Here is a 14,395-nt window from a genome sequence, read left to right as displayed (position 1 = left end):
GCTTAGCCGCCTGTCGTGTCCTTCAGCACGCCGCGGCGCATCTGATCCAGTTCGATGGATTCGAACAGCGCCTTGAAGTTGCCCTCGCCGAAGCCTTGGTTGCCCTTGCGCTGGATGATCTCGAAGAAGATCGGTCCGATCTGGTTCTCGGTGAAGATCTGCAGCAGGATTTCGTCCTTGGTTCCGTCGATCAGGATCTTGCGTTTCTTCAACTCGGAAACCGACTCCACATGCCCCGGCACGCGCCGGTCGACCAGCTCGTAATACGTGTCGATGGTGTCGAGCAGCGCAATGCGCGCGCTGCGCAGGCCGTCGACGGTCGTGTAGATGTCATCGGTGCCGAGCGCGATGTGCTGAATGCCTTCTCCGCGATAGGCGTCCAGATATTCCTGAATCTGTCCGGCGTTCTCCGAGCCTTCCTCGTTGATCGGAATGCGGATCTTGCCGCACGGCGAGGTCATCGCCTTGGACTTCACCGCCGTCACCTTGCCCTCGATGTCGAAGTAACGCACCTCGCGGAAGTTGAACAGCCGCTCGTAGAACTCGGCCCATTCGACCATGCGGCCGCGATGGACGTTGTGCGTCAGGTGATCGATATAGGTCAGGCCATGGCCGGCCGGATTCTGCTCGGCGCCGGGAATCGGCTCGAAATCGACGTCATAGATGCTGATGTTGCCGATGCTGCCCGGCTGCGCGCCGTTCTTGCCGCGCCAGCGGTCCACGAAATAGATCAGCGAATCGCCGATGCCCTTGATGGCCGGGATGTTCAACTCCATCGGACCGGTCTTGTTGTCGAAACCCCAGGCGCCGAGTTCGAGCGCGCGCTGGTAGGCCTTGGCGGCATCGGCGACGCGGAAGGCGATCGCGCAGATGGACGGGCCGTGCAGGCGGGCGAAGCGTTGCGCGAACGAGTCGGGCTCGGCGTTCACGATGAAGTTGATGTCGCCCTGGCGATACAGCGTGACGTCCTTGTGGCGGTGCTTCGCGATGGCCGTGAAGCCCATCTGCTCGAACAGCTTGCCGAGCGCGACCGGGTCCGGCGCGGTGTACTCGATGAATTCGAAGCCGTCGGTGCCGACGGGATTCTCCCAGGTCGTTGCGATCATGCGGTGTCTCCGGAAATTCGTTCTGCGCGAATGCGCGACGTGGAGACAGTTTAGTCATGGCGATGCGGCAAAAACTTGCGAAACAAATCGCCAATTCATAGACTTGCGCTAGTTCATGCCGGGAAAACACAGACAGGAGCCAGAAAATGGCCGAAGCAGAATCGGACTCCGAACTCGACACGATAGACCGGCGCATTCTGGCGATCCTCCAGGAAAACGGCCGGCTGTCCAATCAGGAGATTGCGGAGCGCGTCAATCTTTCGCCGAGCCCGTGCTTGCGGCGCATCCGGCGGCTGGAGGAAAGCGGCGTGATTCGCGGCTATGTGGCGCTGCTCGATGCGAAGAAGCTTGGCCTCGGCCTGCTGGCCTACATCAACGTGCGGCTCGAGAAGCGCGGCGGCACGCAGGCCGCGGCGGGTATCCCGAAGACGCCGACGCACGGCGACCTGTTCCGCGAAGCAGTGCGCTCCTGGCCGGAAGTCGTTGCCTGCGACGCGATGACGGGCGAGATGGACTTTCTGCTGCGGGTGCAGGTGCGCGACATGGAGGACTTTTCCCGCTTCGTGCAGGAGCAGTTGCTGCACCATCCGTCGGTCATCGATGTCAGGTCGAGCTTTTCGCTCGAGCGAATCAAGGAAACGACCGCATTGCCACTGCGTTGACCCGTGCCGAAAAGCACAAGGGCGGCCGGAGCCGCCCTTGCGTGCGATAAGCGATGCGGTCTGGAATCAGGCCGCGTCCGCCGTCGGCATGAACGCCTGGAACATCTGCGACGCACGATGCGCCTGGCGCTTGATGGCGTAGTCGAATACGGCGGCTTGCTCCTGCAGCATCTCGGTCATGATGCTGTTCTGGTCGGCCGGCGCGAGCGACAGATAGGCGTCCGCTTCACCATACGCATATTCGATCTTCATGCCCGACTTGCGGGCGATGTGCATCATCGTCGAATTGCGCGACAGGCAGTGCATGTAAAGCACCGAAACGTGCGTGTTGCGGCTGCGCATGGCGGCACGCTCGAACAGCTTCGAACCGACACCGCGCCCACGCGCGCTTTCCAGCACCGACACCCCGAATTCCGCGGTGCGCTTGTCGCCTTCGGCAGGCAGATAGGCCAGATGGCCGACGCCGATCAGTTCCAGCGCATCGCCGAACACGCCGAATACCTTGTCGTTCGAAAAATTGATATTGCGCACGTAGTTCTCGATCACGTGATCGGGGACCACCTGACCGAAGCGCAGGAGACGGTCATCTTCTTCTAGGGCGAGGAAGTGGCTGAGCAGGCGCTCACGATCGGCGGAAGAAAGCTCGCGGACGAGAACCGGCGGACGCGCGTCAGTCAGCGGCGGATCGTTCGGCACGATCTGCTCGGCGGTGCGGTTGAGGGTCAGTTCCACGGCGTTTCTCCTTCATTCGTCATGCAGCATGCTGCAAAGCAAGACAAATTTTAACGGATTCCGCGGAAGCGAGTACGGGAAAACCCCTAAATCGGACTAGGTGAGCCGTTCTAAACGGATGCTAAAATTCGATTTAGTCTTTAAAAATCAATGATTTACATGACGTTGGCGGAACACCACGATGCTTGCTGTCGAAATGCTGCTTCGCAGCAATCAAACGTTTGGCTGACCGCCCAGGCCATGCTCGATCATGTCCACGACCTGATCGGCGAACTCGCGGTAGCCGAGCTTGCCGCCTGGTTTAAGCCAGGTGAAGGTCCAGTTGATCATGCCGAAGACCATCATCGTGAGCGCGGTCTGGTTGTCTCGCGATGCGCGCTTCGGATACGCCCGCGCCAGCTGGCGCGCGAACGCGGCAACGATATCGCGCTGACGATCCAGGACGATCTGGCGCTGTGCTTCTTCCAGATATTTCACGTCGTTGAGGAGCGCGACGTGGCGGCTATGCGAGGTCTCGTATTCGGCGAGGAACGCCCGCACCAGATCGGCGAAGGCTTCGCGCTCGCCGAGACCGCGCCGCTGGCTCGCGCCTTCCACTTCCGCGATGATCAGCATCAGCCGCTTGGTGTAGCGGTCGAGCAGATCGAACAGGATGGCTTCCTTGCTCTCGTAATAGTGGTAGAGACGGGCCTTGGACGTGCCGCTTGCCGCGGCCAGATCGGCCATCGACGTGCTGGGGTAACTCGTCTGGGCGAATTTCGCGGCGGCGAGTTCGAGAATCTGTTCGCGTTGGGATTCGTGATCGGCTGCTTTGGTACGGGCCATGTGTCGTGATGGTGCGTTCTTATGGATTCGATGCCGCTTTTATGCCGCTTCGATGCAGATTGCAGATGCGCTTTAGCGGCGCAATTCGGCCTGGGCGATGTCGGACGGCGTGCCCCGAATCTTCAGCCGCCCTGCGACGACGAGTTCGCGCAGGCGCCAGAACGCGACGGAATCGGAGAGCAGGAAGTCGAAACGCTGGCCCATCGCTGCACCCGCGATCCGCCGTGACGGTTGCCATTCGGGGCTGGCGAGATCGAGCAGCGCTTCGTCGACGTCCAGCCAGGTGCCCGATACCAGCATGTTGTCGCGCAGCCGGCGCGTTTCGGCGCTGGCATATTTCGCTTCCTGCCATTCGAGCGCAAGGCGGCTGATGCGCAGCACGGAAATCGGCGCGGCGGTCGGCAGCTTCGCGAGCAACTGCTTCGGCGAAAACATGCCGACAGCGGTCGCGCGGTCCGGGCGTCCAACAAATCCGGAAGAGCCGGAAGAGCCGTCTTCCGCGCCGGTCTGCAGATCGTCGTGCGACAGCTTCGCCTCGTTGAGGCGCTGGGGCACGTTGCGCAAATAGAAAGCGGTGCGCCGCAGCGTCAGTTGATCGGCGGCGCTCTGGCCATGCCATACGACGACCTGCGCATCGCCGCGAGTGAGGCGATCGAGCACGCCGAGCTGTTCCTCGAGCTGCTCCTCGAAATCCATCGCGCTGTTCAGGACCTGGCGCCAGAACGCGGCGCGCGTGAGCGCGGAATCGTCCACGTCGCGGATGGGGCCGACCGCCAGATCGTCGCGCAGCGTCACGACGCGGTCTGCGCGTTCCGCGCGGAGCAGGGCTTCGGTGAGGGACTGCGCCGCGCTGTCGCCATTGACGACGTGAATCGTGTTCATGGGTGTCGGAATGCCGGAAAACTGAGGGAACGCTCGAAGAGAGCGATCCTAGTTTACGCGAATCGACTCCCGTCCGGCGGCCGCATGTCCGCCCCGATGCGCGACAGACCGCTCATGCCTGCACTCAACCCGGATCAGCGTTCGTCGAAACTCACGACCACGCGCTCGCTCAGCGGATGACACTGACAGGTCAACACGAAACCGTCATCGATCTCGTGCTGTTCGAGCGTGTAGTTCTTGTCCATTTTCACTTCGCCTTCCAGCACTTTCGCGCGGCACGTGCAGCACACGCCGCCCTTGCACGCGTACGGCAGCGCCAGTCCCGCCTTCAGGCCGACGTCCAGCACGCTCACGCCTTCGTACGGCAGGCGCAGCTTGCGTTTCTTGCCGTCGATGATCAGTTCCAGGTCCGCCGCCGGCGTGTTCTCCGTGATCTCGACCGGCGGCACGCCCGCCTGCGGCAGCGGCGTGCCGAACCGTTCGACGTGAATCTGCTTCGGCGGCACACCGGCGTCGTTCAACGCGGCTTCGGCCGCGTCCATCATCGGGCCGGGGCCGCAGATGAAGGCCTCGTCGATGTCCTGAGGCGAGAGCAAGGTCTCCAGGAAGGCTTGGCACTTCGCCTGATCCAGCACGCCGTTGAACAGCTCCACGTCCTGCAGGTCGTCCGACAGCACGTGATACAGCGCGAACCGCTCCATGTAGCGATTCTTCAGGTCTTCGAGTTCCTCGGCGAACATGATGGCGTCGACGCTGCGGTTGCCGTAGACGAGCGTGAAGCGGCTGGTCGGCTCCGTATCGAGCGTCGTCTTGATGATCGCCAGCACCGGCGTGATGCCCGAGCCGCCCGAGAACGCCACGTACTGTTTGGCGTGATCGGCGTTCAGGTGCGTGAAGAAGCGCCCGTCGGGCGTCATCACGTCGATCTCATGGCCGGGCTTGAGCGTCTCGAACGCGAAGTTCGAGAAACGTCCGCCGCGTACCCGCTTGATGCCGATGCGCAGTTCGCCGTCGCGGTCATAGTCGGTCACGCCGACGCAGATCGAGTAGGAGCGGCGCGTCTCCTCGCCGTCGATATGCGTCTTCAGCGTCACGAACTGCCCTTGCGTGAAGCGGAACGCGTCGCGCAAGGCCGGCGGGACGTCGAACGAAACGGTGAACGCATCGGCGGTTTCGGGGCGCACGTCGCGGATGCGCAGCGGGTGGAATTGCGGAGTCGCCATCGTTATCGGCTCGCTTTCAATGAAATCAGATTGAATCAGGGCCGCGGTTCAGTACGGCTTGAAGTAGTCGAACGGTTCGCGGCAATCCACACAGCGATACAGCGCCTTGCAGGCCGTCGAGCCGAATTGCGACAGCTGCTCCGTGTGCGTGGAGCCGCAGCGCGGACAGGCGACCGTCTCCTTCGTGCGCGGCATGGCGCGCGGCACGAAACGGATCGGCTTCTCCATGACGGCGCAGCTCCCCGATGGCGGCGCGATGCCATAGCGCCGCAGCTTGTCGCGTGCTTCCTCGGTGATCCAGTCGGTCGTCCAGGCCGGCGCCAGCACCGTCTCGATGCGATGCGCGCCCAGCCCGGCATTGCCGATCGCCAGCGCGATGTCTTCCGCGATCTGCCCCATCGCGGGACAGCCGGAGTAGGTCGGCGTGATCACCACTTCGAGCACGCCGTCGCCGCCTTGACGCACGTCGCGCAGGATGCCCAGTTCGCGGATCGACACCACCGGGATCTCCGGATCGGGCACCGCTTCCAGCACCGACCACGCATGCTGGATCGTCGCGTTCATGTCGGCGCGGGCGGGGACGCTGGCGGCGTTCATTACCAGCTTGCTCCGGGATGCTGCCGCGCCAGGCTCTGCATTTCCGCCAGCAGATAACCCATGTGTTCCGAGTGCGTGCCTTGCTTGCCGGTGGAGACATGACGCACTTCCGCGGGCGCTACGAGCGTTGCTTCTTCCAGCGCCGAGGCAAGCTGCGCGCGCCACGACGCTTCGAAAGCGCTGGCCAGCGGCGCGATGCCCGCATCGGCCACGGCCTGTTCGATGGCATCGGTGGCGAAGAACTCGCGCGTGTACGGCATCAGGTAGTCGAGCGCCGCCTGCGTGCGCCGATGCGATTCGTCGGTGCCGTCGCCCAGGCGCACGAGCCAGTCGCGCGCGTGGTGCAGGTGATAGCGCGTTTCCTTCAGCGACTTCGCCGCGATCGCCGCGAGCTGGGTATCGCCCGAGGTTTGCAACGCCGTCCAGACCTCGGCCATCAGCGCCGAGTACAGGAAGTTGCGCACGATCGTCACTGCGTAGTCGCGTTCGGCGCGCGCGGTGCCGGCGAGCGGGCCGAAGTGCGGCAGCTCCGCCAGCGTGTAATTGGCGAACTCGCGTTCCGTGCGGAAGTAGGCGTAGTCGTCTTCGGTCTTGCGGGCGCCGTTGAGCGCGGCGTCGAGCGTCGCCGCGTGCGAATAGAGCAGACGCGCCTGGCCGATCAGATCGAGGCTGATGTTCGCCAGCGCGATGTCTTCCTCCAGCGCCGGGCCGTGACTGCACCATTCGGCGTTGCGCTGGCCGAGGATCAGCGCGTTGTCGGCGAGGCGCAGCACGTAGGCGAGATGTTCCTGAGTCATGTCCCGCGCCCTTACATGTGGTTGATTTCTTCGGGCAGCACGAAGAATGTCGGATGACGGTAGATCTTGTCGCCCGCCGGCTCGAACAGTTCGCCCTTGTCCGCCGGATCCGACGCCGTGATCGCCGCCGACGGCACCACCCAGATGCTCACGCCTTCCTGGCGGCGCGTGTACACATCGCGCGCCATGCGCAGCGCCGCGCCCGCGTCCGGCGCGTGCAGGCTGCCGCAATGTTTGTGATCCAGTCCCTGCTTGCTGCGCACGAACACTTCCCAGATCGGCCATTCCTTGTTCATCGTTCCATCTCCTGTTTCTCGTCGTCCGGCTCAGGCCGCTTGCTTTTGAGTTCGCGCCCGCTGCTTCTCGGCGTGGGCCAGCGCGGCTTCGCGCACCCACGCGCCCTCGTTGTGCGCCTTCACGCGCGTGGCGAGCCGTTCCTTGTTGCACGGACCGTCGCCGTTGACGACGCGCCAGAACTCGTCCCAGTCGATCGCGCCGTAGTCGTGCGCACCGCGCGCCTCGTCCCATCTCAAGTCCGGGTCGGGCAGCGTGACGCCCAGGATGCGCGCCTGCTCGACGGTGGCATCGACGAACTTCTGGCGCAGATCATCGTTCGAGATGCGCTTGATGCCCCACGCGAACGACTGCCCGCTGTGGATCGAATCCTTGTCGCTCGGGCCGAACATCATCAGCACCGGCCACCACCAGCGGTTGACCGCCTGCTGCACCAGATCCTTCTGCGCCTGCGTGCCTTTCATCATGGCGAGCAGCGCGTCGAAGCCCTGGCGCTGATGGAACGACTCCTCCTTGCAGATGCGGATCATCGCGCGGGCGTAGGGCCCGTACGTGCAGCGGCAGAGCGGGATCTGATTCATGATCGCGGCGCCGTCGACCAGCCAGCCGATCACGCCGACATCGGCCCAGGTGGGCGTCGGGTAATTGAAGATGCTCGAATACTTGGCGCGTCCGGCGTGCAGCGCGTCGACCAGCTGATCGCGCGAGACGCCCAGCGTTTCAGCGGCGCTGTAGAGATAGAGGCCGTGGCCGGCCTCGTCCTGGACCTTGGCCAGCAGGATCGCCTTGCGTTTCAGGCTCGGCGCGCGGCTGATCCAGTTGCCCTCGGGCTGCATCCCGATGATCTCCGAATGCGCATGCTGGGAAATCTGCCGCACCAGCGTCTTGCGATACGCCTCGGGCATCCAGTCCTGCGCCTCGATCTTGCCGTCGGCCTGCATCACGGCGTCGAAGCGGGTCTGGTCCGCCCTTTGATCGGACGAGGCGGGCGGCTTGCCGGACGAGGCATCCGGCGCGGGACTGGGGATATCGAGGGATTGGGTGTACATGGCGGCACTCGCGCTCAAGGAAATCGCAGTGGGGAGATTATAAACCGACCGGACGGTCGGTGAATGATTTTTCCGAACGGGCTGGGGTAAATCCGCATGCGTGGGGAGGGATGAGGCGGATGCGCCGGTGCGGACGCAAAGGGGGGACGGCGGAAGGAGAGAAAAGCGGAGACGAATGAGCGGCGGCGATTGCCGCCGCTCGGAAAGCAGAAGAAGAGGCTGCCGACTCAGCGCGCCTGTTGCGCGGCGAAGTCTTCGGCGTCGACGTCATAGCCCGACGGTTCCCAGCGCACCGCGAACAGCGCGACGAGTCCGGCGAGCGGCGCCACCGCGATGATCCAGAACACCTTCGTGCCGAGCGCCGCGGACAGCACGGGGAACAGGAACAGCGAGACGGTCGAACTGGCGCGCATCAGGGTCTGATTGAACCCGACGCCGACGCCGCGCAGCGAAGTCGGATAGCTCAGCGACGCGAAAGTCATGCTGTGCGAGCCCGGTCCGACGCCTTGTCCAAGCAGGAACGCGGCCAGGAAGCCGATGGCGAGCACGACTTCGGCGCCGCTCGAAGGCTTGCCGACGATCGCGAGCCCGACGAGCGCGGCCAGCTGAAACGCGTAGCCGACCACCGACAGCTTCCAGGCGCCGTATTTCGGCACGGTGCGCACCGAGAACAGGCCGCCGGCGAACGCGAAGCAGAGATTGAGCGCGAGCGAGGCAAGAATGGTCGTGAGCATCGACTGGGCGAGGAAGCTCGAGATGATCACCGGCAGGCCGAACGCGACGGCGTTGTACGCGAACGAGGAAGCGATCGCGATGACGGTCGCGAGCACGGTGCGGCGTAGATAGACGCCGCGCAGCAGCGCGCCGTAGTTGCTCCACGTCGCGCGGCGCGCCTTGGGCGGGGCGACGGGCGTGTCGGCGACGCGGGCATCGATGCCGTACGAACGCTTGAGGATGGCCGCCGCGCCCTTGAGATCGCCCTGGTTCGCCGCCCAGACCGGCGATTCGCTCATGTAGCGGCTGCGGATCACGATGATCGCGATCGCCGGCACCGCGCCGAAGCCGAGGATCAGGCGCCAGAGCCAGCCGGCGTTGTGTGCAGGCAGGACGGCATACAGGCCGAGCACGAGCAGATACGAGATGCTGATCGCCGCGTCCCCGACCGGGCACCACATCGCGACGCGGGCGGCCTTGTTGCCGCGGCCCTGCAGCCGCGAGAACTCGGCGAGGAAGGCCATGGCGACCGGCAAATCGATGCCCACGCCCAGCCCCATCACGAAGCGCGCGCCGCCGAGCGTCCAGGCATTGGGCGCGAGCGCGCAGGCGATGGCCGCGACGACGAAGAAGAACATGTCGGCCATGAAGACCCGATAGCGGCCGATCTTGTCAGTGAGATAGCCGCCGAGGAACGCGCCGATGATCGCGCCGAAGGTGATCGCGGACGCGACGAAGCCGGCGCCGGTCGGGGTCAGCGAGAATTCCCGCGCGATGTCCTTCATGCCGAAGGCGAGCGCGCCCAGATCGTACGCATCGAGAAAGATGCCGCCGAGCGCGATCGCGACGACCACGCGTGCATCGCTGCCGACGGCGGCGCCGTGGTTGACGAGGCGGGAGACATCGGCGGCGCTTTCGATGACGGGGCGCGGATCGGCGGCGCGGGCTGAGGCGCTGGTCGAGGCGGGCTCGGGCGCGAGGGATACGGACATGGTCGGTCTGATTTTGAAAAAGATTGTTGATGCAACGAATCGCGGGATCGTACTGGGCCGGGCGGGAGCGCCCAAATTCTTTTTTGTTATTTAATGACTTACGAGCGGCAAGCGGGGCGGCCGGGGGGCAGCGCGAAGCGTCCCGATGCCCGGGTGCGACAATGTCGCTCCTATTCGTTCTTGACCATCCAGCATGTCTTCAGCCGACAACATCGAATCGAGCGGCGTCGCGGTCGCGGTCGCGGTCGTGGGCGGCGGCCCGGCCGGGCTCATGGCTGCCGAGGCGCTCGCGGCGGGCGGCGCGCGTGTCGATGTGTACGACGCCATGCCTTCCGTCGGCCGCAAGTTCCTGATGGCGGGCAAGGGCGGCATGAACCTCACGCATTCCGAACCCGCCGAGGCGTTTCTCTCGCGCTACGGCGCCCGTCGGCCGGATATCGCGCCATTGCTCGCGCGTTTCGACGCCGCCGCGCTGAGGACGTGGGTGCACGGACTGGGTGTCGAGACTTTCGTCGGCAGTTCCGGGCGCGTTTTCCCCACCGACATGAAAGCCGCGCCGATGCTGCGCGCCTGGCTGCATCGGCTGCGCGGCGCGGGTGTGACGTTCCATATGCGTCATCGCTGGCTCGGCTGGGCGGAAGACGGCGTGTCGGCGTCGCGGTTTGCCACGCCCACCGGCGAGAAACAGGTTCGTCACGATGCGCTGATCCTCGCGCTCGGCGGCGCGAGCTGGCCGCAACTGGGTTCGGACGGCGGCGCTTTGCCGCTGCTCGCGGCGCGCGGGGTGGAGGTGCGGCCGTTTCTGCCGTCGAACTGCGGGTTCGATGTCGGCTGGAGCGAGCACTTCAGCAGCCGTTTCGCGGGCGAGCCGCTCAAGTCGGTCGCGTTCGGTCTGCCGGGCACGGATGGTGAAACCGCGTGGCGCGTCGGCGAGTGCCTGGTCACGGCGCAGGGCATCGAGGGCAGTCTGATCTACGCGCTGTCGGCGCCGATCCGCGAGCGGATTGCCGCCAGCGCAGGCGAGGGCGCGACGGTGCTGCTGGATCTCGTGCCGCAGCTTTCCGCCGAACGGGTGCGGGACGAAGTGCTGCATCCGCGCGGCGCGCGGTCGATGTCGAGCCATTTGCACAGCCGGCTGCACCTGACCGGAGTCAAAGCGGGGCTGCTGCGCGAGTGCCTGACCAAAGACGAATTCGCCGATCACGACATCCTCGCCGAGCGCATCAAGGCGCTGCCGCTGCACCTGCTGCGCCCGCGGCCGATCGCCGAAGTGATCAGCAGCGCGGGCGGCGTGGCGTTCGAGTCGCTCGACGCGCGCTCGATGCTCACCGCGTTGCCCGGCGTGTTCTGCGCGGGCGAGATGCTCGATTGGGAAGCGCCGACGGGCGGCTATCTGCTGACGGCGTGTTTCGCGAGCGGTCTCGTCGCCGGCGAGGGCGCGCTCGCTTGGCTGGCCGGGCGCGGCTGAGCGCCGAAGCCGCCAGGAGATGAGACTAGGCGGCCACAAGACGCCAGAGCGACGTCACTTCCGCGGCACGCGCGGCGTGCAGCGGATCCGTCTTGTCGGCGGCGCGCGGATGATGCGGCTTCACGTCGATGCGTCCGTCCACCTTCAGGCCGGCGGCATCGATCCATCCCTGCAACTGCGCGCGCGTGCGCAGTCCGAGATGCTCGGCGAAGTCGGACAGGATCAGCCAGCCTTCGCCGCCAGGTGTGAGATGCGCGGCGAGGCCGTCGAGGAAACCACGCAGCATGCGGCTGTCGGGATCGTAGATCGCGTGCTCGATCGCGGCGCTCGGGCGCGCGGGCAGCCAGGGCGGATTGCAGACGATCAGCGGCGCGCGGCCGGCGGGAAATAAATTGGCTTCCGTGACTTCGACCTGACGGCCAAGTCCGAGCCGCGAAACGTTCTCCCGGGCGCAGGCGAGGGCGCGGGCATCGAGTTCCGTCGCCACCACGCGCTCGACGCCGCGTCGGGCGAGCAGCGCGGCCAGCACACCCGTGCCAGTGCCGATATCGAAGGCCAGTTCCCGCGACGGCAACGGCTGGTTCGCGACCAGCTCGACGTACTCGCCACGCACCGGCGAGAACACGCCGTACCACGGATGGATGCGCGCGCCGAGCGCCGCGATCTCGACGCCCTTCTTGCGCCACTCGTGCGCCCCGACCAGCCCGAGCACTTCCCGCAAGGACACCACCGACCCCTCGCCGGATGCCGGACCGTACGCTTCCTCGCAGGCCTCGCGCACGTCGGGCGCGCGGCGCAACGGAATGGCGTAGTGCTCGTCGAGCGGCAGCACGAGCATCGCCAGGGTGCGGGCGCGTTGCGACTGGGCGAGGCGGTGCAGATTGAAGGTATCGACCGGCGAGGTTTCCGGCGCGGCTTTCCTGGCCTTGCGCGGCTTGTTGTCGATGCGGCGCGCCATCGCCTGCAGAAGCTGCCGGGCGTTCTGGAAGTCGCCGCGCCAGATGATTGCCGTGCCTTCGCAGGCGAGCCGGTAGGCGTTATCGGCGGTCATCTGGTCATGTCCGATGACCACGCGTTTTGGCGGCGAGTTGCCGCTTTCCGATCGCCAGTGGGCCGAGCGGCTTTCGCCGTCCTCTTCCCAGTCGAGTCGCTGAGGAACAGTGGTTTTTGATTGCATATCGATGAGCCTGCGAGCCGTCCGGAGCGGACGGCGAAAAATGAACTGGCTGCATTGTGAGGCCAAACCGGACGTTCCGTTCCCGCAGGCGAAGGTTTCGCACGAATCGCGCCGTGGCGGATCCGGCGCTTCAGGCACAATCGATCCTTTTCCGCACGCCTTCGCCGAATGAAACGCCCTGTTCTCACCGCGATCTGCGCGGCTGCGCTGCTCGCGCAATCCCTCTTCGTTCCGCACGCCTTCGCCGCCGACACCGCCGAGCCGTCCGCCGGCGAGCACTGGGTCAGCGCGTGGGGCACGGCGCTGCAGGCCATTCCGCAACTGGCGAACTTGCCGCCGCTGTACCGCGCGCCGGAGGTTGGCGGACGGACCGTTCGGCAGGTCGTCTATCCCCAGGCCGACGGCAAGCGGGTGCGCCTGCGTATCAGCAATACCTTCGGGACGGAGCCGCTGGTGGTCGACGCGATGAGTGTCGCGCGATCGGCGGGCGGCAGCGGCGCGGCGCTTCGTCCGGGCAGCGCGCGGCCGGTGCTGTTCGGCGGGCAAAAGAGCGTGACCGTGGCGCCGGGCGCCCAGATCACGAGCGATCCGGTTGATTTCGCCGTCGATGCGCAGCAGCCGCTAGCCGTGAGCATGTTTGTGGGGAAGGACCAGAAACTGGTCGCGTGGCATCGGATCGCGAGCCAGGTGAATTACGTTTCGACGCCTGGCAACCATGCCGACGACAGTTCCGCCGGCGCGTTCCGCACGCGGTTCACGCAGTACGCGTGGCTGACGAATGTGGCGGTGGAGAACGCGTCGGCGCACGCGGTGGTGGCGATCGGCGATTCGATCACCGACGGCATGCGCTCGTCGCTCAATGCCAATCGCCGCTGGACCGATGCGCTCGCGAGGCAGATCGCGCGGAAGGATGGCTCGCAGACGGCGGTCGTGAACGCGGGCATCAGCGGGAATCGGCTGCTGAGCAACTCGCCCTGCTACGGGGAAGCCGTGGTGAGCCGTTTCGAGCGTGATGCCTTGCGTCAGCCGGGCGTGCGCGCGGTGATCCTGCTGATCGGCATCAATGACATCAATTTCATGGCGATGCCAGCGCATGCCGGCCTGGATTGCGACGCGCCCCATACGGAAGTCAACGCCGATGCGCTGGTCCGCGGCTACCAGCGGCTGATTGCGCAGGCGCACCAGCGCGGCGTCAAGATTTATGGCGCGACGCTGACGCCGGCCTCGCTGCCGCCTGAGCGGGAGGCGATCCGCACGGCAGTCAACCAGTCGATCCGGGCGAGCCGCGCGTTCGATGGCGTGATCGACTTCGATCAGGCGCTGCGCGACCCGGTGCACCCGACGGCGTTGCAGAAGCGGTACGACAGCGGCGATCACATTCATCCGAGCGACGCGGGATATGCCGCGATGGCCGCTGCGGTCCCGCCTGAATTCGTCATGAGCACTGCCAAACCGGCGCAGAAATGAAGCGTTTGCAAAAAAGTTGCTTCATCACCTTGTCATCCGCGTTTGCTTGGCCTACTATTCAGCCCCTCGTCGCAAGACGTTGGGCCGCTGCGAAACGGGCGGCCTCCAAGTCGGCAAATTTTGAAGCGAAAGCCAAAAAATAGTGTTGACAAGGAGAAAAAGATTCCTCATAATCTCGTTTCTCTGCTGCTGATGCAGCGACGCAAGACGGAAGTGCAGTGGTTCTGTTCTGCGATGTGCTCTTTAAAAACTAACAGCCGATAAGTGTGGGCGCTTGATGCGGGTGCGGCCGGTTCCTTGAATCGGTAATAGCAAAAGTATCAAGAGTCTCACACGAAGTATCAGAGGAAGGTTTATCTGTCTTAGGACGGATTAATCATCGTCAGTACGTTGAGTGAGCGACCGGTTTC

The 14,395-nt window shown here is 65.0% G+C and carries 14 protein-coding genes and 1 pseudogene; 4 read left to right on the top strand and 11 right to left on the bottom strand.

What is annotated here, in order from left to right; all coding sequences use genetic code 11:
* Positions 1–2: 2 nt before the first annotated feature.
* Complete coding sequence (gene hppD, locus QCE64_RS11970; RefSeq protein ID WP_310003890.1) at positions 3–1,106, bottom strand: 4-hydroxyphenylpyruvate dioxygenase; 1,104 nt, start codon at positions 1,104–1,106, stop codon at positions 3–5.
* 146 nt (positions 1,107–1,252) lie between these two features.
* Between hppD and QCE64_RS11965 the strand changes: the two genes are divergently transcribed.
* Positions 1,253–1,768, top strand: a complete 516-nt coding sequence (locus QCE64_RS11965) for an Lrp/AsnC family transcriptional regulator (RefSeq protein ID WP_309918895.1) — start codon at positions 1,253–1,255, stop codon at positions 1,766–1,768.
* Positions 1,769–1,834: 66 nt separating this feature from the next.
* Here QCE64_RS11965 and QCE64_RS11960 read toward each other — a convergent pair whose 3' ends face one another.
* The 9 genes and pseudogenes from QCE64_RS11960 to QCE64_RS11920 form a co-directional block, all read right to left on the bottom strand.
* Positions 1,835–2,500: a GNAT family N-acetyltransferase gene (locus QCE64_RS11960; RefSeq protein WP_404987326.1), complete on the bottom strand. Its 666-nt coding sequence runs from the start codon at positions 2,498–2,500 to the stop codon at positions 1,835–1,837.
* A gap of 213 nt (positions 2,501–2,713) precedes the next feature.
* Positions 2,714–3,325, bottom strand: a complete 612-nt coding sequence (locus QCE64_RS11955; RefSeq protein WP_309918892.1) for a TetR/AcrR family transcriptional regulator — start codon at positions 3,323–3,325, stop codon at positions 2,714–2,716.
* A 72-nt stretch (positions 3,326–3,397) separates the two neighbouring features.
* Positions 3,398–4,207: a DUF1835 domain-containing protein gene (locus QCE64_RS11950; RefSeq protein WP_309918889.1), complete on the bottom strand. Its 810-nt coding sequence runs from the start codon at positions 4,205–4,207 to the stop codon at positions 3,398–3,400.
* A 134-nt stretch (positions 4,208–4,341) separates the two neighbouring features.
* A complete protein-coding gene (gene paaE, locus QCE64_RS11945; RefSeq protein ID WP_309931176.1) occupies positions 4,342–5,430 on the bottom strand; it encodes a 1,2-phenylacetyl-CoA epoxidase subunit PaaE in 1,089 nt (362 codons plus the stop codon).
* 48 nt (positions 5,431–5,478) lie between these two features.
* A pseudogene (gene paaD / locus QCE64_RS11940) lies at positions 5,479–5,973 on the bottom strand (1,2-phenylacetyl-CoA epoxidase subunit PaaD); the annotation flags it as partial.
* 53 nt (positions 5,974–6,026) lie between these two features.
* A complete protein-coding gene (gene paaC, locus QCE64_RS11935) occupies positions 6,027–6,824 on the bottom strand; it encodes a 1,2-phenylacetyl-CoA epoxidase subunit PaaC (RefSeq protein ID WP_309918880.1) in 798 nt (265 codons plus the stop codon).
* A gap of 11 nt (positions 6,825–6,835) precedes the next feature.
* Positions 6,836–7,120: a 1,2-phenylacetyl-CoA epoxidase subunit PaaB gene (paaB, locus tag QCE64_RS11930; protein ID WP_309810429.1), complete on the bottom strand. Its 285-nt coding sequence runs from the start codon at positions 7,118–7,120 to the stop codon at positions 6,836–6,838.
* 30 nt (positions 7,121–7,150) lie between these two features.
* A complete protein-coding gene (gene paaA / locus QCE64_RS11925) occupies positions 7,151–8,167 on the bottom strand; it encodes a 1,2-phenylacetyl-CoA epoxidase subunit PaaA (RefSeq protein WP_310003888.1) in 1,017 nt (338 codons plus the stop codon).
* Positions 8,168–8,394: 227 nt separating this feature from the next.
* Complete coding sequence (locus QCE64_RS11920; protein ID WP_310003886.1) at positions 8,395–9,873, bottom strand: MFS transporter; 1,479 nt, start codon at positions 9,871–9,873, stop codon at positions 8,395–8,397.
* A 193-nt stretch (positions 9,874–10,066) separates the two neighbouring features.
* Here QCE64_RS11920 and QCE64_RS11915 point away from each other — a divergent pair, with 193 nt between their 5' ends.
* Positions 10,067–11,341: a TIGR03862 family flavoprotein gene (locus tag QCE64_RS11915; protein ID WP_310003884.1), complete on the top strand. Its 1,275-nt coding sequence runs from the start codon at positions 10,067–10,069 to the stop codon at positions 11,339–11,341.
* Positions 11,342–11,366: 25 nt separating this feature from the next.
* Here the strand turns inward: QCE64_RS11915 and QCE64_RS11910 are convergent, their stop codons facing one another.
* Positions 11,367–12,518: a class I SAM-dependent methyltransferase gene (locus QCE64_RS11910; protein WP_310003880.1), complete on the bottom strand. Its 1,152-nt coding sequence runs from the start codon at positions 12,516–12,518 to the stop codon at positions 11,367–11,369.
* Between the two features lie 40 nt (positions 12,519–12,558).
* On the opposite strand from QCE64_RS11910, the gene QCE64_RS11905 reads away from it, so the two are divergent.
* Both QCE64_RS11905 and QCE64_RS11900 read left to right on the top strand, forming a co-directional pair.
* A complete protein-coding gene (locus QCE64_RS11905; protein WP_310003878.1) occupies positions 12,559–12,690 on the top strand; it encodes a hypothetical protein in 132 nt (43 codons plus the stop codon).
* The gene (locus QCE64_RS11900) at positions 12,687–13,985 is read left to right on the top strand and encodes an SGNH/GDSL hydrolase family protein (RefSeq protein WP_310003875.1); all 1,299 of its coding nucleotides are present in this window, start codon (positions 12,687–12,689) and stop codon (positions 13,983–13,985) included. The genes QCE64_RS11905 and QCE64_RS11900 overlap by 4 nt, the downstream gene beginning before the upstream one ends.
* The last annotated feature ends 410 nt before the right edge of the window (positions 13,986–14,395 follow it).

Origin of the sequence: Caballeronia sp. LZ043 (assembly GCF_031451075.1) — a bacterium.
In the GTDB taxonomy this organism is placed as follows: Bacteria; Pseudomonadota; Gammaproteobacteria; order Burkholderiales; family Burkholderiaceae; genus Caballeronia.
The sequence above is the reverse complement of the archived record's forward strand: the minus strand, read 5'-3'. Positions and strand labels throughout refer to the sequence as shown.